The 22,620-nt window shown below is 48.5% G+C and carries 21 protein-coding genes; 13 read left to right on the plus strand and 8 right to left on the minus strand.

Translation table 11 applies throughout. The annotated features are described in order from the left end of the window. From CRG97_RS01790 to CRG97_RS01830, 9 genes are all read left to right on the plus strand, one after another. On the plus strand, positions 1–1,380 hold the full coding sequence (locus tag CRG97_RS01790) for a sugar phosphate nucleotidyltransferase (RefSeq protein WP_098741473.1): 1,380 nt from the start codon (positions 1–3) through the stop codon (positions 1,378–1,380). Between the two features lie 37 nt (positions 1,381–1,417). Continuing rightward, complete coding sequence (locus tag CRG97_RS01795; protein WP_098741474.1) at positions 1,418–2,755, plus strand: UDP-glucose dehydrogenase family protein; 1,338 nt, start codon at positions 1,418–1,420, stop codon at positions 2,753–2,755. 23 nt (positions 2,756–2,778) lie between these two features. Next, entirely contained in the window at positions 2,779–3,951 is a 1,173-nt protein-coding gene (locus CRG97_RS01800; protein ID WP_161952904.1) for a nucleotidyltransferase domain-containing protein, read from the plus strand. A gap of 114 nt (positions 3,952–4,065) precedes the next feature. Next, positions 4,066–4,356: a lasso peptide biosynthesis PqqD family chaperone gene (locus tag CRG97_RS01805; RefSeq protein ID WP_076322552.1), complete on the plus strand. Its 291-nt coding sequence runs from the start codon at positions 4,066–4,068 to the stop codon at positions 4,354–4,356. Positions 4,357–4,358: 2 nt separating this feature from the next. Further along, positions 4,359–4,862 carry a lasso peptide biosynthesis B2 protein gene (locus CRG97_RS01810; protein ID WP_098741476.1) on the plus strand — a complete coding sequence of 168 codons (504 nt, stop codon included), beginning with the start codon at positions 4,359–4,361 and terminating at the stop codon, positions 4,860–4,862. After that, positions 4,859–6,664 (plus strand): ABC transporter ATP-binding protein, encoded by a 1,806-nt coding sequence (locus CRG97_RS01815; protein WP_098741477.1) that lies wholly within the window; start codon positions 4,859–4,861, stop codon positions 6,662–6,664. The genes CRG97_RS01810 and CRG97_RS01815 overlap by 4 nt, the downstream gene beginning before the upstream one ends. Before the next feature lie 402 nt (positions 6,665–7,066). Next, the gene (locus CRG97_RS01820) at positions 7,067–7,267 is read left to right on the plus strand and encodes a cold-shock protein (RefSeq protein ID WP_006207692.1); all 201 of its coding nucleotides are present in this window, start codon (positions 7,067–7,069) and stop codon (positions 7,265–7,267) included. A gap of 100 nt (positions 7,268–7,367) precedes the next feature. Further along, complete coding sequence (locus CRG97_RS01825) at positions 7,368–7,610, plus strand: cold-shock protein (RefSeq protein ID WP_076322548.1); 243 nt, start codon at positions 7,368–7,370, stop codon at positions 7,608–7,610. 67 nt (positions 7,611–7,677) lie between these two features. After that, complete coding sequence (locus CRG97_RS01830) at positions 7,678–7,905, plus strand: helix-turn-helix domain-containing protein (protein WP_098741478.1); 228 nt, start codon at positions 7,678–7,680, stop codon at positions 7,903–7,905. 195 nt (positions 7,906–8,100) lie between these two features. Here the strand turns inward: CRG97_RS01830 and CRG97_RS01835 are convergent, their stop codons facing one another. The 8 genes from CRG97_RS01835 to CRG97_RS01870 all read right to left on the minus strand — a co-directional run bounded on the left by CRG97_RS01835 (position 8,101) and on the right by CRG97_RS01870 (position 19,023). Next, positions 8,101–9,525: an extracellular solute-binding protein gene (locus CRG97_RS01835; RefSeq protein ID WP_098741479.1), complete on the minus strand. Its 1,425-nt coding sequence runs from the start codon at positions 9,523–9,525 to the stop codon at positions 8,101–8,103. Between the two features lie 57 nt (positions 9,526–9,582). Next, positions 9,583–10,626 carry an alpha/beta hydrolase family protein gene (locus tag CRG97_RS01840; protein WP_098741480.1) on the minus strand — a complete coding sequence of 348 codons (1,044 nt, stop codon included), beginning with the start codon at positions 10,624–10,626 and terminating at the stop codon, positions 9,583–9,585. 7 nt (positions 10,627–10,633) lie between these two features. Continuing rightward, a complete protein-coding gene (locus CRG97_RS01845) occupies positions 10,634–12,484 on the minus strand; it encodes a hypothetical protein (protein ID WP_098741481.1) in 1,851 nt (616 codons plus the stop codon). 22 nt (positions 12,485–12,506) lie between these two features. Continuing rightward, positions 12,507–13,745, minus strand: a complete 1,239-nt coding sequence (locus tag CRG97_RS01850; protein WP_098741482.1) for a DegT/DnrJ/EryC1/StrS family aminotransferase — start codon at positions 13,743–13,745, stop codon at positions 12,507–12,509. A gap of 21 nt (positions 13,746–13,766) precedes the next feature. Next, positions 13,767–15,458 (minus strand): polysaccharide deacetylase family protein, encoded by a 1,692-nt coding sequence (locus CRG97_RS01855; protein WP_098741483.1) that lies wholly within the window; start codon positions 15,456–15,458, stop codon positions 13,767–13,769. A gap of 82 nt (positions 15,459–15,540) precedes the next feature. Beyond that, a complete protein-coding gene (locus tag CRG97_RS01860) occupies positions 15,541–17,142 on the minus strand; it encodes an extracellular solute-binding protein (RefSeq protein ID WP_161952905.1) in 1,602 nt (533 codons plus the stop codon). Positions 17,143–17,219: 77 nt separating this feature from the next. Beyond that, a complete protein-coding gene (locus CRG97_RS01865) occupies positions 17,220–18,098 on the minus strand; it encodes a carbohydrate ABC transporter permease (RefSeq protein ID WP_098741485.1) in 879 nt (292 codons plus the stop codon). A gap of 43 nt (positions 18,099–18,141) precedes the next feature. Continuing rightward, positions 18,142–19,023: an ABC transporter permease gene (locus CRG97_RS01870; RefSeq protein WP_098741570.1), complete on the minus strand. Its 882-nt coding sequence runs from the start codon at positions 19,021–19,023 to the stop codon at positions 18,142–18,144. Between the two features lie 423 nt (positions 19,024–19,446). Here CRG97_RS01870 and CRG97_RS01875 point away from each other — a divergent pair, with 423 nt between their 5' ends. The 4 genes from CRG97_RS01875 to CRG97_RS01890 all read left to right on the plus strand — a co-directional run bounded on the left by CRG97_RS01875 (position 19,447) and on the right by CRG97_RS01890 (position 22,611). After that, on the plus strand, positions 19,447–19,905 hold the full coding sequence (locus CRG97_RS01875) for an Hsp20/alpha crystallin family protein (protein ID WP_098741486.1): 459 nt from the start codon (positions 19,447–19,449) through the stop codon (positions 19,903–19,905). A 157-nt stretch (positions 19,906–20,062) separates the two neighbouring features. After that, a complete protein-coding gene (locus CRG97_RS01880; protein ID WP_202618852.1) occupies positions 20,063–20,767 on the plus strand; it encodes a PspA/IM30 family protein in 705 nt (234 codons plus the stop codon). A gap of 27 nt (positions 20,768–20,794) precedes the next feature. Further along, positions 20,795–21,826, plus strand: a complete 1,032-nt coding sequence (locus CRG97_RS01885) for a TFIIB-type zinc ribbon-containing protein (RefSeq protein ID WP_098741488.1) — start codon at positions 20,795–20,797, stop codon at positions 21,824–21,826. Next, positions 21,823–22,611, plus strand: a complete 789-nt coding sequence (locus CRG97_RS01890; protein ID WP_098741489.1) for a TPM domain-containing protein — start codon at positions 21,823–21,825, stop codon at positions 22,609–22,611. The genes CRG97_RS01885 and CRG97_RS01890 overlap by 4 nt, the downstream gene beginning before the upstream one ends. The last annotated feature ends 9 nt before the right edge of the window (positions 22,612–22,620 follow it).

A 22,620-nucleotide genomic window follows, 5' to 3' on the forward strand; every position in this document is an offset into this window, starting at 1 on the left:
ATGCATATTGTTCTATTGTCTGGGGGCAGCGGCAACCGATTATGGCCATTGTCCAATGAGACACGTTCCAAGCAATTTCTGAAGATATTAGACGGGGAGTCAGGACGACGCCAGTCGATGGTTCAGAGAGTATGGGATCAGTTAGGACAAATGGACCTTCAGCAATCCACGATTGTGGCAACCGGGAAATCCCAGGTAGAACTACTCCAAAATCAGCTTGGTTATGAGGTGGAAATTATCGTAGAACCGGAACGGAGAGATACTTTTCCGGCGATTGCTTTATCAGCGGGATATTTATATTCCATTAAAGGTATCAGCCTCAATGAGGTTGTGATCGTACTTCCGGTTGATCCGTTTGTTGAGGATCATTTCTTCGAGAAGGTAAAGGAATTAGAGGCGTTAATGCTGGAAAGCGGCGCTGATCTTGGGTTGATGGGGGTATCGCCTGATCATCCATCCTCGAAGTTTGGTTACATCGTCCCTCAGTCGGCATCGAGTTTAGAGAATGGGACGGAATTCTTCAAGGTGAGTCACTTTGTAGAGAAGCCTGAAAAAGAGCATGCGCTTCGGCTGATAGAACAAACAGCGTTTTGGAACTGCGGCGTGTTCGCTTTTCGGCTTGAGTATCTCATTCATTATCTGATGGAGCAATCACTTCCTATTCAATATGATGAATTGCTTCAGCAATATCGCCGTATAAACAAAACAAGCTTTGATTATGCCGTGGTTGAGAAAGCGAAGAATATTGTCGTTATGCCTTATAAAGGAATGTGGAAGGATTTAGGCACTTGGGATGCATTGACCGAAGAAATTCATACCCCTTTGATTGGAAAAGGAACCTTAACCGACGATTCCTCCAATACGCATGTCATCAATGAGTTGGATATTCCCATAACGGTCATCGGAGCGCCTAATTTAATTGTTGCCGCTAGTCCCGACGGTATTCTGGTCTCTGAGAAGAGCGCCAGTATGAGGATAAAGGAAGTGCTCCAATTCGGGGACCAACGGCCTATGTATGAAGAGCGCCGCTGGGGACGATATCGCGTGCTGGATTATACCAAGTATCCAAACGGCAATGAAGTGTTAACAAAACGGATATGCATTTTAGAAGGAAAGAATTTAAGTTACCAATATCATTTGCTGCGCAGCGAAGTATGGACGGTGATATCCGGTCAAGGCGAAATGATATTGGACGGCGACGTTCGGATGATTGGTAAGGGGGATGTTATCGTCATCTCGGCTGAAGCAAGGCATAGTCTACGCGCTATCACCGATATTGAAATCATTGAGGTGCAAACGGGCAGCGAATTGATTGAGGACGATATTGTAAGATTGGCGATGAATTGGGATGAAATCAAATTTAGTGTTTTAACTTCATAATGGATATCGAAATCCGCTCTAAGAGGAGTGAAAAAGGATGAAAATCACGGTCATTGGTACCGGCTACGTTGGCCTGGTCTCAGGCGTATGCTTCTCCGAGCTTGGAAACGAGGTCATCTGCGTAGATAAAATAGAGGCTAAGATTGAACAGCTTCAACGTGGAGAGATTCCCATTTACGAGCCTGGTCTTCAGTCGTTGATCACCGTTAATAAGGAAGCAGGGAATCTTCGTTTTACCACCGATTTGATCACTTCAGTCAAGCAATCGGACATCATCATCATCGCGGTGGGAACACCGTCTATGCCGAATGGGCAAGCCAATTTGAGTTATATTGAGATGGCAGCCCAAGAGATCGGTCAGGCGATGAACGGTTATAAGATTATCGTAACGAAGAGTACCGTTCCGGTAGGAACGAACGAAAAAATCAAAGAAATCATTGCACAGCATACACCTGAATCCTTTGATATCGCTTCGGTGCCTGAATTCTTGCGGGAAGGCACGGCGGTTCAAGACACCATGAATCCAGACCGAATCATTATTGGAACGGACAGCAAGAGGGCAAAGGAGCAACTGGTTGAGTTGCACAAACCTTTGACGGAAAATATGATCGTAACGGATGTTCGCAGTGCTGAAATGATTAAATATGCTTCTAATGCTTTTCTTGCTACAAAGATTTCCTTTATTAATGAAATTGCGAATATATGTGAGCGAGTTGGAGCCGATGTGACGAAAGTAGCCTATGGTATGGGTTATGACAAGCGCATTGGCTCTTCTTTTCTGAAAGCGGGTATCGGATACGGCGGTTCCTGCTTCCCTAAAGACACACAAGCTCTTATTCAAATAGCCGGACAGATGGATTACGATTTCAAGCTTCTAAAATCCGTCGTTGAGGTCAATCGAGACCAACGCCTCAACATTATTCGCAAGTTGGGAGCCTTGATGGGTGATCTAACGGGTAGAACGATTGGGGTTTGGGGATTGGCTTTTAAGCCTGAAACCGACGATGTTCGTGATTCGCCTGCATACGAGATTATATCGGAATTGATGGAACGAGGGGCAAAAGTGAAAGCTTACGATCCAGTTGCGACGGATAATTTCAAGAGAAATTATGATATTGCCGGAGTTACTTACTGCCGAAATGCCCGGGAAGCAGTTTGGCAAGCGGATGCACTTTGTATTTTAACGGAATGGAATGAATTCCAGCAGGTTCCGTTATCCGATATCGAGAGTTGGTTGAAATCGCCGTACCTGATCGATGGTCGTAATATATACGATGAGGAACAATTGGCAAAGACGAAGCTTGTCTATTACTCGATCGGTCGGCCAGGAATGAATAAAGGCGTAAGAGAGCAAGTCCCTGCACTCTTGCTATGATCAATTTTTTTGGGGTGGATACCTTGATTATTGAAGATACCGTTAAGCTGGACCTGAGTGATATCTCCAAAGAGCTGTCTTTTTTACTCTATCTTCTCCGTAATAACACGCATGAAGAAATTCTCATAAAGCGATATGCATCGGATATCGATTGGGATATGTTCATGAAACTCGCGCTGCACCACCGAGTTTATCCGCTTGTATATCTGCGACTTAAAGGGGTGGATGCATCCCTCATTCCATCCGAGGTTATGGCGTCTCTCCAGCAGCATTATCATAATAACGTGATGAAAATGCTGCATTTAAGCAGGGAAATGAGCCAGCTTTGTGAGGCGCTCAAGGATACTGGGGTGCGTACACTTTTGCTTAAAGGCCCTATACTAGCTACGCAGCTCTATGGGGATCTGGCACACAGGACTTCGAAGGATTTGGATATCTTGGTGGATGCGGATGACGTGGAAAGAGTTGAACGGGTGCTGGTACAGCTTGGGTACGAATTGCAGGATGAACGTATCTTGGGAAATTGGAAGAAAACAAGCCATCATTTGTCCTACGAGCATAAGAAGCATTTGGCGCAGATCGAAGTTCACTGGCGTCTGAATCCTCATTATAACAAGTCATTTTCCTTTGATTTATTGTGGGAGCGCAGGAATGATGTGATGCTGTCCCATCAGATTTATCATTATCTGGGCAATGAGGATTTGCTAAACTATCTGGCCGACCATGGCGCTAGGCATGGTTGGTTCCGGCTGCGTTGGCTGATGGATATTGCAAGGCTGCTTCCCATGATAAACAGCAACGATATGAATGCCCACTTTGAGCGATATGGGGGACAGCAATATGTAGGGCAGGCTCTCATTCTTCTATCACGACTGTTCTCAACCGACATTCCGAACGATTTGACTGTATTGACGATGAACTCCAAAGCCCATCGCCTTGCACAAGGCGCACTCTACTATATTAAAAGGATCGTCAAATTAAACCCGGTGCCGGAGAAAAGCGTGGCATGGCGTTATAACCGTTACCTTTTCTCGCTAATGACGGGAAAACAGAAAGTTTTGTATATATGGAATAAGTTTCTGCCCAATTCGCGGGACGCTTCGGTACTGCCATTACCCAAATCATTGCATTTTCTGTATTATCCGCTCCGGCCATTTCTCTGGTTCTGGCGGCGTATGAAACAACCGTCGATTTAAGATACATCATCGCTTTTATCATTGGATCACAATAACAATCCATTTTGTAGAAGCGGGTACCATCAGAATATTCTCAGGCCAGCTTATATAGTTGAAAAAAAGGGGGTTCTATCCATGACTACTGAATTAATCACGACAGACGCTCTTGTTGTACAATCCGAAGGTTTCCTGGTCAGTGATATGGATGGCGAGAAGGTCATGCTGAGCATCGAAAACGGCAAGTATTATAATCTAGGACGGATTGGCGGGCGGATATGGGAACTTATTTCGTCTCCCGTCACGATCTCCAATATGGTGGATCAATTGGTATTGGAGTATGAGATCGAGCCGGAGCTCTGTGAGCAGCAGGTACGATTATTCCTCAAGCAGTTAGCCACAGAAGGCCTTGTTCAGGTGGATAAATAGCAATGAGTCTGTACCGGAAAGCACGCCGATTTATGTCTTTTCCTGTAAGCATGAAGCTTATGTTGGCAGAAGCTTATGTTTATCTGGCCTGGGGAAGGGTGTTTAAGCTGTTTCCTTTTCAAAAGGTATCTCCGTCTCTGGGAGAACCTATGAAGGAGACGCCGTATGTAGGCTATACGGAGGAGGAGCTTTCGCTTGTCCGCCAAATCTCCAGAGCCGTTCATACCATGAGCCGTATCACATGGTGGGAAAGCCAGTGCCTGGTTAAAGCCGTCGCGGCGATGAAGATGCTGGAGCGAAGAGGGATTCCGAGTACGCTTTATCTGGGAAGCGGTCGTGACGACAAGGGAATGATGGTTGCCCATGCCTGGCTCCGCTGCGGCTCTTATATTGTAACGGGAAGAGAAGGGCATGAAAGGTATGCCGTTGTCGGGATATTCGGTAAGGATATGGGGGCCGAAGGCTTGAACTTGAAGCGGTCATCCGATAAGGAGTTTTTACATTGAAGGATCTCTTTTATTTTATCCGTAAAATGCATGGGATGGCCGGGTTTAAGCTCTACCTCAATATGGGTATGATCCTGTTCATCAGTGTTCTGGACGGCATCGGCATCTATTTGATCGTCCCCCTGCTCGGTGTCATTGGCGTATTCCAGACCGATTTGAGCGGGGTGCCGCTTGTCTCAACCTTGATGGACCTGGCTGGTTCATGGTCATTGCAGCTCAATTTGCCGATGGTGCTGGCCCTCTATGTTGTGATTGTGGGCGGGCAAGCCTTGCTGCAGCGCAGCCAGAGCCTATTGAATGCAAAAATATTGCAGCGATTAATTCGTAAACTGCGTATGGAAACATATCAGGGGTTGCTGCATGCCAAGTGGGAGTTCTTCCTGCGTCACCGCAAGTCGGATTTCAACCATGTCATGACCAATGAACTCGGGCGCGTGAATCAAGGCACGTTTCTGTTCTTGCAGATGGTTTCGTCTTTCTTGTTCACGATCATTCAGATTGGGCTTGCCCTATGGCTTGCCCCGATGCTGACCCTCATCGTTCTGATGAGCGGTGGGCTCCTTGCCCTGTTTGGACGGAGATTCATCCGGCGGTCGAAGCGGATTGGCGAGCAGACGACGGAGCTTTCGAAATATTATTTTGCGGGCATCAGCGAACATTTCAACGGCATCAAGGATATCAAGAGCAACCGGTTGGAGCCATTTCATATGAACTGGTTTGACAGGCTGTCGCGAAAAATGGAGCATAACTTTATCCAATTTGGCAAAATCAATTCCTTGTCCCAGCTGATCTATCGACTCTCGTCTGTATTGCTGGTTGCCGGATTTGTGTATTTGGCGCTGGAAGTGCTGCGTACGCCTGCTGAACAGCTGCTGATGATCGTTCTTATCTTTTCGCGCCTATGGCCTAGATTTATCAGCATTCAATCGAGCACGGAGCAGCTCGTGTCGAATTTTCCGGCCTTCCGAGCGATACGCGAGCTGCAAGCGGAATACGAGAAAGACAGGGAGATCGCCGGTTCGGTTCCGATGACAGGTGGCGAGCGACTTCAGCTGCAGCATGGAATCGATTGTACTCATGTGGACTATCGGTACGATACCTCTGCCCCCGTCTATGCTTTGCGAGATATCGACCTACATATTCCTGCCAATCGCATGACGGCCATCGTCGGCAAATCAGGGGCGGGCAAGAGCACCCTGATCGATCTTCTTATGGGGCTGATCCAGCCGGAGAGCGGGCAAGTTCTTGTGGACGGCGTGTCCATGGAAGACGAACGTCAGTTGATGTCGCTCCGAGGGAGTATCGGATATGTGGCGCAGGATCCTTTTCTCTTCAATGAGAGCATCCGGGATAATCTGAAGCTGGTTGCTCCCGATGCCTCGGATAACGAGCTGTGGGAAGCGCTGAGGTTTTCAGCCTCCGATGAATTCGTGCACGGACTTCCGCTAGGCCTCGACACCGTCATTGGTGACCGCGGTATCCGCCTGTCCGGGGGAGAACGTCAGCGGATTGTGCTGGCAAGAGCTATCTTGAAAAAGCCTTCGATTCTGGTGTTGGACGAAGCGACAAGCGCGCTCGACAGTGAGAACGAGCAGCGGATACAGGAAGCGTTGGAACAGCTGAAAGGGAGCATGACGATCATCGTGATCGCCCACCGGCTTTCTACTATTCGCCATGCCGATCAGGTCATCGTGATGGAGCAAGGGCGGATTATCCAGCAGGGGGGTTATCAGCAGCTGTCCCAGGATCACAAAGGCACTTTCCGGCAGCTGCTCAGTTATCAGACAGGTGCACAGATGTAACCATTGATTGGATCGCTTAACACTGCTGTATACGCAAGACGTGTTGATTAAAGCTGTAACCCTACGGCCATTTCCCGGTATTTTACCGGGAAATGGCCGTTTTTTTGCGGAAGCATTTCTTTAGCTAGCAGATTATACTTACACCAGGCCTCCTTATCAACATCCCCTTTACTGGCCATTTGTTTACATTCAGCTTACCCATGTCTTTTTATGAATTGTACTCAAGAAATAAGACGTTTGCTATTTTGGAACGGTTGGGGTATAATAAGTTCATTGGGATTTTGACCTGAGATTCACATATTGCAGAGGGTTATAATTTTGATCAGGAACCTTGTGCAATATGTGAATTTTTTGTTTTTTAACCAAAAATGAGAAAATCATATAAATTTAGGAGGTGTTTCTATGCAAACAGGAACAGTGAAATGGTTTAACGCAGAAAAAGGCTTTGGTTTCATCGAGGTTGAAGGTGGCGAAGACGTATTCGTACACTTTAGTGCAATCACAGGTGACGGCTTCAAGTCGCTTGATGAAGGACAACGTGTTGAATTTAACGTAGTTCAAGGCAACCGCGGACAGCAAGCCGAGAACGTTGTAAAACTGTAGATTTTTGAAAAGATCCCCAAACGTACCGTTTGGGGTTTTTTTTATAATAGAGCTCAAAACAGCATGAAGGCGTTAAAAATGTAGCTAAGGGGGAAGTTCATTGTCTTATTCTTGGAATAAACCACTGGAAAATCTGCCGGAAGAGATGACTGCGATCTGGTCTTGTACGAAGGAAGGGTGTAACGGTTGGATTCGAGATAGCTTCTCGTTCAAGGAAGTTCCCGTTTGTTCACAGTGCGCGTCGTCCATGGTCAGCAGCAATAAAGTCTTGCCGATCCTTGTTTCGTCGGATCAGCAAATCAAGCTTTACCGTAAGAATCAGCGCAAGGACACCAAATCGTAAGGGGCTGCTCTCACGGCTCCTTAACCATTTTGTTTTAGTCGTTGCGTTAAAGAAAGGTTGAGATCTCATGCAGGTATTCGAAGATTGGAATTTAAAGGTGAAAAAAACGTTTAATGCAACCAGTAATGAAGAAGTATTAACCGTTTCTGAGGCAGGTCAATTGTTAGGTCTGTCCAAAGATCAAATGAAAAGATATGTCGATCAGAATAAGCTGACCAAAGTTCCGATCATGAGAAGCGTGCATCGATATCTTTTGTTGAAGAGTGAAATCGATCATATTGTGAAAAAACGATAACTACGATCGATTCATTTTTCGAGCCGATCACGAAACGGAAGCTATATATCACCAACTGAAGGAGCGATGTCCCATCGCTCCTTTTTTGGCGTTCGCCTTCTTTTAGTCTTTCCCCAAAAAAACCGCCCTCCATGTGACCGGGGGCGGTGTATGTGCATATCATTTTAGGGCCGCAGGAGTAAGGTTCATTCCACATTATTTCTTACGCTGATGATGAATGAGATCTTCGATGCGGCTGCAAGCATCCTGAGGACTCTCCATATTCATCCACATAAGCTGCATCTCGTCTCTCAGCAGATTAACCTCGCTGCTGGATAAATTCAGTTCCAGCAGCGTTTTCGCATATGGCAGTATATCTTTAAAGATATTGTAGTCCTTCGGATGGATCTGCGGATTGAGCAGTGCGTCGTCTTCCGCGATTTCTCTCCGTGCGGGTATCGTGCATCCCAGCCTTTTGAGCAGCGTTTGTGCCTCTGCTCCCACCATATAATCGGTGAAGCTTTGCGCCAGCTTAAGCCGCTGGCTATTTTTGTTGATGGCCAGCCCTCCGCCAAGCAGCAGTGTCCCCTCGGATTTTTCCTTCGGAACAGGACGGACGTTCCAACGCAGCGTGCTTCCCCTAAATTCATTCATGAAATAGTACGTACTCAAGATCATAGCTACCCGTTCTTTTACGAATAGTGACTCTGCCAAGTACTCACTGCCATGGGAGTAGATCGGGGAAACCTTTTCTTTATACATTAAATCCAGGCAAAATTGCAAAGCCTCGATGGTGTTGGCATTATCTAGATTAAGCGTCTGATTGGATGACGCCAAGCTCCCGTCATTCTGCAGCATGAACACCGGCCATCGATGGGGGGATGAGGAGAAGCAGAAGCCGTAATGCTCAATCCGGTCATCCTCGTCCAGATCGGCCGTGAGTTTCTTCGCTGTTTGGACCAGCGCATCCCAGTTATGAATAGGATGGTCTCTGCCAATGCCTGCTTGGTCGAACAGACTCTCGTTGTAGCATATGACTACAGGCGAGAACAGGAATGGTGTGATGATGGGTTCACCTGCCAAGTGGAACAACTCGTAAATTTTCGGATAACTGTCCGTTTCAGGCTCCAACTCAGGTGAAATATATGGCTCAATAAGATGAGCCTTCTCCAGGTCCAGCAATTGACGGAATTGACTGTCGGATACCATGAATACGTCCGGTCCTTCACCATTCTCGATGAGTTGAACGAGGGTCTCCATATAGCCGGATTCCGGTATGATTGAAAGCTCAACGTCGGCAAAGGGCTGCGATGCTTGATATCGATTGACAATCTCACGTACGATATCAATTTCGTATGAAGTCGAAAACCACGCCAGCTTGATCGTTTCTCTGACGGCAAGACCGTTAATCGGAGCGAGAACCCGGTTTCCTTTGCCGGATATTTTCTCAATGAGTCCTTCCTCGACAAGCTCTGCGAGTACTTTACGTATGGATACGCGACTAAGCTGATATTGTTCGCTCAACGTATTCTCAGGCAATATAAATTCATTAGGTTTAATACGCCCGCTTATTATTTCACCGCGGAGGTCATCCTTGAATTTTTGATACCGCTTCATGAAATCATCTTTTCTACGTAACACAACAATCCGCTCCTATGACGTTATATCAGCTTCTTTCTATTATATACTAGCGTATTTCTATTTTATACTAGATTCCTCTTTCAACCAACGATCCAGAAACTGATAGCTTATGCTGCGGATGGGGTCGGGGAAGTTATGCCCTTCATGACCCATCAAGGATGTATAATGCTCCTCACGGCCTAACCATTGGTATAAGCGATGAATATCCCGGGAGGCGAATGCCGCTGCCTGCCAATTAGGAAAGATGGCATCATTCTGGGTGAACCAATTGAAGAGCGGCCTCGGAGCCATGAGGGCCATAATTTCATGGAATTCGAACGGAACGAATCCATCGTCCAGATCATCAGTCAGCTTCGGTATATGAGAGAACCACTCGCGCTGTCCCCAGCGATCGGGGGTAGGGTCCTGCATGAAAGGGCAGAACCCGCAGCTCGATACGACGGCTTTAACCCGATCATCTACTGCCGCAAGGAAGTAGGCGTTATAACCGCCCAGCGAATGGCCAATAGCACCGACCCGATCGGCGTTCACATAAGGGAGGGATTGCAACAAAGAGATGCCCTGTTGATGATCGTGAATCATTTTGCCGACAGCGGTAGACAATGGGTAGGCTGAATAAAATGGGGCTGTCTGAAAAGGTTCCGTGCCCTCATAAATCCGCTCGCCTGCCGTGATTGTATCCGGGGCAAGCACGACATATCCCCTGGCGACGAGCTCCAGCGCATACCTGCGGCCCGCTCTGCCTGCTTTGGTCGCGATGTCATCCTTTCCATGCGGGTCTGTTGGATGTAACGCCAACATGGCGGGGTAAGGAATTTCGCCAACCGCAGGGGCTAATGGCTGATCTGGAATGAGCAAGTAAGCCGTTACCTCATCTCCGTAGCCAGTAGCATAGGTCAGATGGATCCGGGTATGATCTTGCTCATGCTCTTCCGAGAGAATGACATAACGGGGAGGGATTGGAGCAGGCATCCATCCGATATAACGCTGCCATACAGCTGCGATTCGATCCCTTTTCATTTCCCAATCCCGATGATCTGCAATGTCATTCAGCAATCCGGGGAAGGATTCCTCAGTTAACCGCGATAACGGATAAGTCATTCAACGTTCACCTCTTCGATAGGGAGTAGCTCCACAGATGCGTGGAGATTGCGAAAAACAACGTATGATCACGCTTGACGAAGCCGGAAGTAATCGGATGCGGCGGGGTGGCGATCCGCTCAGGCTTCAGACTCTCAAGCGGGATGCGGAATAGGGCTTCGCTGAGCACACCGTAGATGCATTCATCCGTTTCATCGAGCTGCCAGCCTTGTCGCACGATCGTCCCCCATTGCGAGAGACTTTCCTGGTAGAGGAACGATTCGGTCAAGGGATCCCAGACGACGTATTCCGAGTCGGATGTAAGAGCATGGATCCAGTCTCTTGAATCTACAAGGAGCAAGGAATATTCGCGAATATCCGCCCGCGGCTGCCAGCGGTTCAGCAGTGTACGCGTCCGCCAGTCCATCCTGTAAAGACAAGCCGCCTTTCCTACCGGATCGGCGCCTCCAGGAGTTTCAATGCTCGTTCCTCCCACAAGATGCCCTTTTTTTGTCTCGGCCAGGGCAATCGTACTCTGATTCGGGATAAGCTCGGTATGAGGAATGAGCGTATCCTCACCTGAAGGGAGATGATAGATGCATAAGCCCCCACCTACCATGCCATAGCCGGGAAATCCCCCGTAAGCGATATGTTCGCCCCCGCTGAGCGCGACAGCGCATCTTGGCCGGTGAATGTTGATATGCTCGGTCACGCAGACTGGATTACGCTGCTCTCCGGCCGCTTCCTCTACTTGAATCGGCTTTGAAACATCGTAGAGATGAAGCCTTCCACCCGGATATGCGGCTCCGGCAATCAGACTGCCCTGAGCAGCATAGGCAGCCAGGTTGCCGCCGGCCCCGTTCTCGATTATATGAGGGCCCCAATTATGTAATCTTGCATGCTCAGGCTCATAGGTGTAAAAGTGCAAGGGGTGGTTTGACGTCCCGTAGATGTTCTTGTCTGGCCCCAGGAAGAGAGGAGAGAGCGATGCGCCTTCCGAGGTATATTGCAGATGAATGCTCCTCGTCTGCCCAGTCAGGCGATGTTTTAGAATCAGCTGCCGCTCTGACAGGCTATGCCGGATCACCTCCCAGTCCCCTGGAAGCTGTCGATGCAGCTTCTCGAAGCTTTTTCCCGTATACCTTGATACAGGAACCTGTTCATCGGCAATCTTCTCGAGTATAGCTCCACGCTCAAGGCGAACCCATTGCTTGCCAATCTGCGCATAAGCCAGGTATGCCTGATCGTGCCCTTCGGAATGGGCGGCATGCGGCTCCCCGTATCCTTGTCTGACCAGGCCAATTCCAATCGTTCGCAGATCACCCCCGAGCAGGGAATGAGACGTTCCGCTATTTGCGTCATAAGCGATGATGTTTTTCCTGGATGTTCCCGTACCGATATAAACCCAACCATAGCTGTCAACCGCCATATGGGAAGGGTATTTTTGTTCCGTATCCACGGACCCCAGTGGGGCGAAATCGCGTTCAGCCGGACGATAACGGTACAAACGGCATTGTGGATACGAGGCCATATAGATATGGCCCTGTTCATCCTCTGCATAACTAAACCCGCATAGTTCATCTTTGGCTCCGGCCTTTAGGACATCGACAAAGTCAAGGCGAAACGGATTGAAGGCGTAGAACATGCTGCCGGCTCCCATGTAAAACATGCCGGTTCTGCTGCTGAACGTATCGTAGGGATACTCGGCGTCATCATTCGGGAAGTTCACTTGGCGGCAATCCCCGGTTATCGGGTCAACGACGATCAAGAAACCTTTGGCTGCAATAACCACCCGGCTATCGCCCGAGCGGTTGGTGCAGACGGCCGCGGTTCTGGATTCGACGGCATCGACCGGTATGCCTAAATCAGAAAAGCTCATTCTGGTTACCTCCAGTGCCCATTTACTTCTCATAATATAGAGCAATTTTGCGAATGGCCGCAATCATGTCCTGGACGTCCTGGTTCGTATAAAACTCGCTCAGCGGCACTTGCACGGCCGTCTCTAAAATCGCTTCCGCATGGGGGCAATCGCCCCGTGCATAGTGTACATCCGAAAGTTCAAAGGGAAATGTACTGCCCGGATAAGCCTGCTTCTGCTGGAACAGCGGTTGCATATAAAGGACATCCGGTATATACCCCATCCTGTTGGTGATGCCTTCCGCGCTTAGCGCTGCACAGAATTCCTCGCGGCTGCAAGTCAGATACTCCAAAACGAGGCGGAACATATAGAACCAATAGGTACAAGTACTCGCTTCGGGTATTTTCATTACAGATATAGATGGCAAGTCTTGAAGTTCAGCATTCAGCGTCATGCCGATTTCGGTTCTTCGGTCGCATATCCATTCCAGCTTCCGGAGTTGGGCAATACCTACGGCTCCCTGCAGCTCGGTCATGCGATAATTCGGTGCGAGGCTCTCCGGCACCCGGCCCACATCGGTCCCTATCCGCCGGTAGTTTTTATCCGAGAAGGCGTGCGTCCGATGGTAATCCTCTTCAAGGCCGGAATTTACGGTTACGATACCGCCGTCCCCGGTTGAGATATGCTTGAAATCGTTTGTGCTGAAGCATCCGTAATCGCCGATGGTGCCAACCAGCTTGCCTTTATATTTGGTGAGGTAGGCTTGCGCGCAATCTTCGATAACCTTCAATTTATATTTGTTGGCGATCTCCATGATGGGGTCCATATCGCAGGGGTTGCCCGCCAAATGAACGACCAGGATCGCTTTGGTTCTTGATGTTATGCGTGATTCAATGGAAGCCGGGTCAAGATTGTACGTGTGCGGATCCAAATCGGCAAATACAGGAATCGCGTTCTGATATAAAATGCCGATGACGGTGCCTTGATCCGTAATGGGACTAGTGATAACTTCATCCCCTACCGTGATACCGGCGGCGCCAAGCGCTACATGCAGTGCGGCTGTTCCCGAAGAAGTGGCCACACTGTAAGGGACATGGTACATATGGTTGAAATCGGATAGGAATGTTTTTACTTTTTGGCCGAAGTGATAGAACAGCGTATTTTGCTCCAAGGCCTCGAGCAATTCCTTAGCCTCATCCAAGCCAAATCGTTTGCCTGTGCCAAAAGATGTCGTTTTGGTTTGATCCCCGCCGTGTATGGCGAGCTTAACCCTATGATTCATAATGGATTCACCCCTCCAGTATCATGCCAATATCGTTTTTTTGCACGGAATGCCATATTTGAGATGCACTTCTTCGGAGTCAGTCGACTCGTCACGGAGTAGGGGGGTCCAGACTACGGCCTCTTTGGCCTGCCCCGGGTTGATCACGACGGGCACTCCATTTGGATCTATGCCCTCTATCCGGATCTGACGTCTCGCACGTACCCACTCATTGATTTGGCTCCCGGTCCAAAACTCAAAGCCGGCGCTTCTCGCCTCTTGAATGACGGCAGCGATTGCTTCCCGGACATGAGGTTGTTGCAGGATATGGGTCTGGTGGAACAGGAAATGTGCCACCCCGCCTACCCGCCGGACTCTTTCCAAAAACGGTCCGATAACGCTGCTATCCGCAAGGGCATGATGGTTTAGATCTTGTGTCAGAAAACCAATTTCCAGTACCGGATAGATACGGTTGTGTTGATCGGACCAAGCGATTGGAAAGTACGGATGGCAGGTTCCGAAAACAAAGCCGATATTCCCCTTTTTGCTCGGGCCCCGGGATTGATCAGATGCGATATCATATTTCTCGCACCAGTCGAACAGTTCTCCCCAACCCTCAAAGCGGGTGTAATGATTCTTGTTGGAGATAGCACGGGCCGACCCGGTAGCGGATTTGAACCAGTTGAGCTGCCTCACGAATTCATCCTCCGACCAGTAACCTCCATCCAGCTCGAGTGCATTATAATGAAGCGCAAGCTCGTGGCCCGCCGCTTTTATTTGATTATAGAGGTGGGGGGAATACCCCGGCTCAATCATGCACCAAGTGCTTTGTACATGATGTTCCCGCAAGACCTGCAAGGTAACTTCTGCCGCTTCATCGATGTTCAGATCGCTATCATGCGAGATCATGGCTACTTGCTGGATACCGTTCGGCCAATAATCAACAAAAGGAAGCGAGAGCCCTTGCTGGGCTGTAACCTGTAATAGATGACCGGCGAGGGCTTCCCTCCAGAGGTCGGCGTAAGGATGAGCGAAATAATCCATTCCGGTCCCTGTTTGGGATCGGTCATATTCCCAATCCTGCTGAATGTCGTCATCGGCCTTCAATATCCAATCATCGACCGAAGCGGTACCGTCAGGAGCGGGCAGGCCGTCGGTTACGACGGGCTCTTTACCTTGTTGAAGTCTGACGATTGTGGCTGGTATATCGACCGACCAACGCTCCAATCTGCCTTGCCCTATCTGGAAGCTGTACAGCAGCGTCCCGCAGTTTATACCTTCCGGGCTGTTCTGTCGAAGCATGCCGCGCTGGATGCAGCGGAATTCAGGAGCGGTATCTTCCGGTTCCCAGGGACGCGCGTTGAAGGAGCGGATGGGTACATCGTCATACCATTCGGATGGGAAGTCGGCATAGCTGACGGCTACCTCTCTTGATTGCCGGAAGCCCAGTCTGGGAGCCAATGGGCCGAGACCGGAGTAAGAGATGACAATGCCGCCTTTCATCATGAATGACCATAACGATTCCATATCTTCTTGCCGGTCGCTCGGCAGGGCTGCGATGACGATATCCATGGTGTCCGGATGGATTTGCTCCGCTTGCTCCAATCGCTGATACGTGAATCCTGCATGGTCTAAAATTTCAAATATATAATGCTGAAAAACATTGACGCCATAACGGTGTCTACGCTTCACGGACTCTTGATCCAGCCATACTCCAATTCGGGCTATTCGCATCGTTGTCACAACCTTTATAAGATGATGAAAAAAAGATGTTGGGCCTTCGTGAAGCCCAACATGGTATCGTTTACGAATAGGGTTACTTCCACAGCCGATCGGTATAACCGCGCGCTTTAATTTCTACGTTATACTCCTCGATAATCTTCGATCCGCCGCGGCTCAAGTATTCCTGGACCATGGCATCCCAGTCCGAAACCGGACGATTCCCGGTAATCATTTTGGTCTGTTCATTCATAAGCAGCTGCGTTAATTCAGCGCCTACCTCGGTTTCCTTCGCTGAGATGATGCCAACATGTGGCGGATAGTAGAGCTTATACTGCTTGTTAATATCGACAAGCTGCTGGGTGGCTTCAATCAGTTTAGGATCTGAATAAGCCAGAGGGAACTCCGCATCGTCATCAGGACCAATCCAAGCCGTACTATCAATGAAATACAGGAATGGCTCCGTGCCGCTGGCCGGCTCTGTAAGAGGAACCCGCACGTTATTCTCATCCAGTTTATAGCCGACGCCTTCATTGCCGTAGAACCAGTCGAAATCCTCGTTATCTGGCGTCACCTTCGATGCCTGGTAGTATTGGCGGGAGAAGCCGTGGATCTCCAGCATCTTACGCACCTTGTCGGGTTGGTCAGCCAGTTTAGCGTTTAGCGTCAGGAATCTGGCAAAGCCATTACCGGCAGTAAATCCTTTCGATCCATCAGGCGCGGCGAATGGTTCCAACACGACGAATTCGGCAGCAGGATCAATAGCAAGCAATGCCTCCATGTAGTCTTGGGACATGCCGCGAGGGGCGATTAGAAAGACGCCTGCCTTGCCGGAATAGAATTCATTGTTCGTGTCTGCCCAGTTCACCACGGAGAAGTCAGGGGTAATTGCTTTTTCCTTATATAGGTCGTGGAAGAACTGAATCAGTTCTTTTCTGCCCTCGGAGATCAGGCCTGGAATATAGTTTCCTTCCGCATTCTGGTGATACCAGGTATCATGCTGCCAATAAGGCCCCATGGCAAAGGTCGGGTTAATATCTTGGCCGATGGCAAGACCATACGTATCCTGCTTGTTATTTTGGTTAGGATCATTCTTCGTGAAGGCAATGGCGACGTTCTTCAGCTCCTCGTAACTCGTAGGCACAGGGAGTCCCAAGTTGTCGAGCCAATCCTTGCGCACCATGAACGATTGGGATTCCACCGGAGACCAGGTCGGAATGCCGTAGATTTTGCCGTCAATGGTGAAAGGAAGCCATAACTCCTCGGGTATTGCCTTCAAATAATCAAATTCTTCGATGTAGTCGTTAAGTGGAAGGAAGGCGTTTTGGCCTGCCCAGCGATTGAACAAGTCCATATTGGTGGAACGGAAGCTGATTTGATCAGGCATGTTCCCGCCGGCAACCATCGCTGTTATTTTTTCGACAAAGTTGTCATTCGGTATTTTTTCGGCAAAATAATCCACATTGAACTTCTCGTTCAGCATTTGCTGGCCGCGTCCGTCTTTCGGCGGCGGATTCCCGAATATATAGGTCGCTCCCGTAATTTTGTAGGTTTCTTCCGATTTCCCCGTTCCAGATGGTTGATTGGTGCTCCCGTCGACACCTGGGGTAGGCGTTGCCGTTCCATTATTGTTTGAACAAGCTGCTGTGAATACAAGAATCAATACCACAAATAGCATCATTGATTTGCTGACATTCATTGAGCTGATCCCCTCCATTATGAATTGCCAATCACATAGCCAATCACATAGCCAATCTAACCGGGCGCTTCCGGCTATTAACCCTTAACAGAACCGATCATCACCCCCTTGGCAAAGTGCTTTTGCAGGAATGGGTATACGAGAAGGATCGGCAATGTAGCTACAAGTATCGCAGCCATCTGAATCGTAACAGGCGGTGGCTGGTTTTCCAGCTGTAACATGACGTCAGAGCCCAAGGTGGATGTGGCCTCATTCATAATGACAATTTGTCTTAAAACGACTTGGATAGGCCATTTTGCAGCGTCGTTGAGATAGAGGATGCCTTCAAAGTATTTGTTCCAATGCCCCACAGCGTAGAATAAGCCGAATGTGGCTAGTGCCGGTTTGGACAGCGGGATTATAATGGACCAGAACGTTCGAATCTCGCTTGCTCCATCAATCAGGGCAGCTTCAGACAGCTCATTCGGTATGCTAAGGAAAAATTGCCGGATAACGATGAGATTGAAGGAACTAATCGCGCTGGGAATGATTAATGCCCATAGCGAATTCATAAGACCTGTCTCCTTCACGACCAGATAAACCGGTATCATGCCTGCGTTGAACAAAATGGTGAAGATGACCATCAGCAGAATCACCCGTTGACCCAGAACTTTTCGCGTAAGCCCGTATGCCATCGTGGATGTCAGAATCAGGCTTAAGGCTGTTCCAACAACCGTGATATAGATCGTAACGAAGAGAGAGCGGATGAATGAGTCTGAAGCAAAAATGGCTTTGTAGGCGTCGATAGCCCAGTTCGTCGGCCATAGGATGAACTCTTTTTGGAGTACATCCTGCAGCGATGAGAAGGAAACCGAGAAGATGTGAATGAATGGCAGCAGCATGACGCCTCCGGTAATGATGAGCAGCACCATATTTAGCCCGTCAATCGCTCGCTCGCCTAATGTTCTTTTGATCATAAGCACAAATCGCCTTCTTCCTAATCAGGAGTCGTGTGAAGCATCAATACAAACCTTCTTCGCCGAACCGCTTCGCTAAGCGATTGGCCGAAAGCACCAATATGAGACCGATCATGCCCTTGAACATTCCGACGGCCGTAGCAAAACCGATATTGCCTTGCTGGATGCCTTTGAAGTAAACATAAGTATCAAGTACATTTCCCGAGTCCATGTTAAATGGATTTAACATCAGGAAGATTTGCTCGAAGCCTGTATCCAGAACGCTGCCGAGCCGAAGAATGAACAAAATAATAATGACGCCGCGAATGGCCGGCAGCGTGACATGCCAGAGTTGTCTCCAGCGATTAGCCCCGTCAATGACGGCGGCCTCATAGAGGGACGGATTAACGCCTGCCAAAGCCGCCAAGAAAATGATGGTCCCCCAGCCAGCCTCCTTCCAAATGACCTGGAGAATAATAATAGGCTTAAAGTAAGCTGGATCGGTTAAGAATGGAATCGCTTCCATACCGATGTTCGACAAAACGGAGTTAACTAAACCTTCGCCGCGGAGGAAAACAACGAAGATGCCAACGACGACGACCCATGACAGAAAGTGGGGCAGGTAGATCAAGGATTGAATGAAGCGTTTAAGCGTTGCATGTTGAAGTTCGTTCAGCATTAAGGCCAATATAATCGAAACAGGGAAGGCCACAAATATTTGAAGAAGTGAAATTTGGATGGTATTGACCAGCACCTGAATGACCTCACTGCTCTCAAACATGCGGGCAAAATGCTTAAAGCCCACCCAATCGCTATTCCAAAATCCTGTAAAAGGATTGAAATCCTTGAATGCAATCACCAGTCCGGCCATGGGCACGTACCGATAGATAATGAAGTACAGTACACCCGGAAGAAGCAATAGATAAATATACTTCTCGCGATTCATTCTCGTTAGCAATTTCCCCACGACAGCCCCACCTTTTTATACCTGTATTTTACCTGTATATAAATTATATTAAATTGGTTTTTATGTCAATAACTCTAACATTTATTTTTTTAGAATATAAAAGTAACCGTTTTCCAAATTTATTTGTGTTATGAAATATAACTTGTACTATACTCCGAAATGATCCATATATGAAAAGCTTGACCAGAGTCCTGGTCACTTTGAAAGGCGATGGAAACGAAACAGTCAAAAGGTCGAAAAAGGTCAAATTAAAAGATCGAAACCAATTTATTCGAAAAATCGGCTGAAAATGCGCTAATTTAGTCCTGTTTTCTTTGTCATCGGTTTTGGCATTTATGCGTGCAAGGCATATAATAAAGGCGTAAGGTCAAACAAGGTCAAATAAGAAAGGGGAAATCTATGATGTTTGATTTGATGCCATTTGGAAAGCGTAGAGAGGATGCCTTCGGACAGTTGGTGAAGTCATTTCATGATGTCTTTAATGATGCTTTTCAAGATGAGGTGTTTGCACCATTCAAAGGTTCGATGATGTCTTTCAAAACAGACGTTAAAGAGACGGAGCGCGCTTATCTGGTTGAGGCGGAGCTTCCAGGCTTTCAAAAAGACGACATCGAAATCAGCTACGCTGACCCTTACTTAACGATCAAAGCCGTTCGCAAGGAAGATAACAGCGTGGAGGATACGAAGCAGCAAATCGTCCGGAAGGAACGTCGTTATGGCGAGTATGTGCGCAGATTCTACGTTCAGAATATAGCGGAGGACCAAATTGCCGCTTCCCTGAAGGATGGAGTTCTCAAGCTTGAAATACCGAAACAGCCGGACTCTGGTAAGAAACGCATCCAGATTCGGGATGATATCTAATAAACGTACCCTCCGATCTATATGGTCGGGGGGATTTTTTTGCGTAGTATTAGTTATATATTTACATATATTCCATCAAATTTCGGCATTTGAAACCTTTTAGCGGTATGTAGGGTATTATAGGTTAAATGTAAACTTTTCGAGGGGGAAACTCATGGTGGGAATCTTATCGAGGTTTAAGGATGTTATGAAGGTGAATGTGAACGCACTGTTAGATCGGACGGAAGATCCGGAGAAAACAGTTGACACGTATATGCGTAGCTTGAATACGGACTTGGGTCAGGTGAAAGCGGAGACGGCTTCCGTGCTCTCGGATGAGCGAAGAGCGAAGCGGGCACTTGATGAGTGTTGTGCCGAGATCAAGAAGCTGCAGCGATATGCAGAGAAGGCCGTAGAAGCGGGAAATGAGGACAATGCCCTGAAGTTTCTGGAGAGAAAAGCAACCCAGGCCCAGAAGCTGAACGAACTGCAGGCGGCATACGAATCGGCATCCGCAAACGCCATCAGGATGAAACAAATGCAGGATAAGCTGGTGTCGGACATGAGCCAACTGGAGGTTCGCTATGCCGAGTTGAAAGGGAAGATGGCGGCTGCCAAAGCCCAGCAGGATGTAAACGCCAGCCATGCATCCTCGGGCGGTGCGAATGCGGCATTCAACACGATGGAAGAGAAGGCGAATCGTGCCTTGGATGAAGCGCTGGCCCTGGCCGAGCTTCGCGCCGGAGCGAAGGAAGACGATCTGGACGATCTGATCGCTGAATTGGAGAAGAATATGGGGAAGGACGGAGCTGCTCCAATGGAGACTCTCCCTGCCCAGGATGAACTGGAAGCAATCAAAGAAAAGCTGAAAGAGAAGGAATAATCATTTCATTGTTATCGAGGTGAGGAAATGCCGGTTATCGAATACAAATGCCCGAACTGCGGCAGCAGCATGGTTTTTGACGGCGATACAGGAATGTTGTCTTGCCTGAGCTGCGGAAGAAAAGATAATATCGAGGAAATTCCCGACCCGCTGAAAAAGCAGGTTTTCGTCGAAAACGAAGTGAAGGAGTATCACTGCAACAGCTGCGGGGCCGTCATCGTGACGGAGCCCGAGACCAGCGCCACGACCTGCAGCTTCTGCGGATCTGCCGTTGTACTCAGCGACCGACTGAGCGGCGATCTGGCTCCGGTCATGGTTATCCCTTTTTCGATTACCAAGGAAGAAGCGATGAAGGCTTTCAAAAAATGGTGCAGAAATGGCCTCCTGACACCAAGCGGATTTATGACAGCGAACCGGATCAAGGAAATTACCGGGATATATGTACCCTTTTGGCTATATGAGTTACATAATCGGGTTGAAGTTCATGGGCACGGCACCAAGGTGAGAACCTACACGCAAGGAGATTACCAGTACACGGAGACCCAGCACTTCGACATCTACCGGAAGATTCGCTTGAACTATGTGAAGGTGCCGATCGATGCTTCGGAGAAAATGAACGATGAGCTGATGGATAAGCTGGAGCCTTTTCCCTATCAGCAGCTGAAGGAATTCAAGACGCCTTATCTCGCCGGGTACATTGCCGAAAAATACAGCCATAATGAGCAGCAGCTTCTTCCGCGTGCCAAAAATAAGATCAGCTCCTACATTGATTCGTATATTTCGTCAGCCGTGTCAGGATACACAACCGTAAATTATACCAACAAGCAGATCGATACCACCTTAAAGCAGGCGGATTATGTCCTCCTTCCGGTATGGATGGTGCACTATGATTACAATAAATCGGAGCATACCTTTGCGATGAACGGCCAGACGGGAAAAGTGGTCGGCAAGCCGCCAATCAGCAAAGCGAAAGTGGCTGCGTGGTTTGCAGGCATTTCGGGCGTCTCGTTACTGTCATTGAAGCTGATCTCCTGGGCGATGGGAGGAGGTTTCCTGTGAGAAGACGATATGCATTAGGGGCTATTCTGTTCTTCCTGGTTGCCTACCTGATGGTTCCGGCCTTGATGGTCAAAGCTGCGGATGATAAGCCATTGATCTTTGATGAAGCCAATCTGCTCAGTCCGGAAGAACGAGAAGAGCTGAATGCGATGGCGAATGAGTATGGTGCTGAACGTGAGACAGACTTTATGATACTTACGGTTAACAGCGTTCCGAATGACGATTATGAGACATGGACGGAAAACTTTTACGATGAGTATGCCCCCGGGTATGACAGGCGGCACGGCAATACCGTCATTTTGACCATAGTGTTGGATACACACGATGTTCATTTGGAAGGTTATTATAAGGCCGAGAAGTATCTGGACGCAGGTAGGCTGACCAAAATACGCAGCAAAATTACGCCGGACTTGTCCAGAGGCGATTATAAAAAGGCTTTTGAAAAATATATCAAAACCGCTCATCGGTATATGGGCTTTGAACCCGACATGAATCCGGATAATATTCTGTTTAATCTTTGGTTTCAACTGGGATCTGCCGCTGCCATCGGCGCTATCGCCGTAGGTATCATGGCTTACCGTTCCGGCGGACGGGTGACGGTCAGTCCTCGTACCTATGAGGATACCAGCACATCGGGGATACTGAACCAGCAGGACCGTTATGTTAGAACAACGGTAACGAAGCAGAAGATCGAGCGCAACACGAGCAGCGGCTCGGGCGGCGGAGGCGGTGGCGGCGTCAGCAGTGGCGGACATTCGCATAGCAGCAGCAGCGGGAAATTTTAATGGAAGGGA

Origin of the sequence: Paenibacillus sp. EZ-K15 (assembly GCF_002573715.1) — a bacterium.
In the GTDB taxonomy this organism is placed as follows: domain Bacteria; phylum Bacillota; class Bacilli; order Paenibacillales; family Paenibacillaceae; genus Paenibacillus_AQ.

Excerpts from the sequence above, each read along its gene's own strand:
- CRG97_RS01790 (WP_098741473.1), top strand. The coding sequence starts at position 1 with ATGCATATTGTTCTATTGTCTGGGGGCAGCGGCAACCGATTATGGCCA.
- CRG97_RS01795 (WP_098741474.1), top strand. The coding sequence starts at position 1,418 with ATGAAAATCACGGTCATTGGTACCGGCTACGTTGGCCTGGTCTCAGGC.
- CRG97_RS01805 (WP_076322552.1), top strand. The coding sequence starts at position 4,066 with ATGACTACTGAATTAATCACGACAGACGCTCTTGTTGTACAATCCGAA.
- CRG97_RS01810 (WP_098741476.1), top strand. The coding sequence starts at position 4,359 with ATGAGTCTGTACCGGAAAGCACGCCGATTTATGTCTTTTCCTGTAAGC.
- CRG97_RS01820 (WP_006207692.1), top strand. The coding sequence starts at position 7,067 with ATGCAAACAGGAACAGTGAAATGGTTTAACGCAGAAAAAGGCTTTGGT.
- CRG97_RS01830 (WP_098741478.1), top strand. The coding sequence starts at position 7,678 with ATGCAGGTATTCGAAGATTGGAATTTAAAGGTGAAAAAAACGTTTAAT.
- CRG97_RS01840 (WP_098741480.1), bottom strand. The coding sequence starts at position 10,626 with ATGACTTATCCGTTATCGCGGTTAACTGAGGAATCCTTCCCCGGATTG.
- CRG97_RS01845 (WP_098741481.1), bottom strand. The coding sequence starts at position 12,484 with ATGAGCTTTTCTGATTTAGGCATACCGGTCGATGCCGTCGAATCCAGA.
- CRG97_RS01850 (WP_098741482.1), bottom strand. The coding sequence starts at position 13,745 with ATGAATCATAGGGTTAAGCTCGCCATACACGGCGGGGATCAAACCAAA.
- CRG97_RS01855 (WP_098741483.1), bottom strand. The coding sequence starts at position 15,458 with ATGCGAATAGCCCGAATTGGAGTATGGCTGGATCAAGAGTCCGTGAAG.
- CRG97_RS01860 (WP_161952905.1), bottom strand. The coding sequence starts at position 17,142 with ATGAATGTCAGCAAATCAATGATGCTATTTGTGGTATTGATTCTTGTA.
- CRG97_RS01865 (WP_098741485.1), bottom strand. The coding sequence starts at position 18,098 with ATGATCAAAAGAACATTAGGCGAGCGAGCGATTGACGGGCTAAATATG.
- CRG97_RS01870 (WP_098741570.1), bottom strand. The coding sequence starts at position 19,023 with ATGAATCGCGAGAAGTATATTTATCTATTGCTTCTTCCGGGTGTACTG.
- CRG97_RS01875 (WP_098741486.1), top strand. The coding sequence starts at position 19,447 with ATGTTTGATTTGATGCCATTTGGAAAGCGTAGAGAGGATGCCTTCGGA.
- CRG97_RS01885 (WP_098741488.1), top strand. The coding sequence starts at position 20,795 with ATGCCGGTTATCGAATACAAATGCCCGAACTGCGGCAGCAGCATGGTT.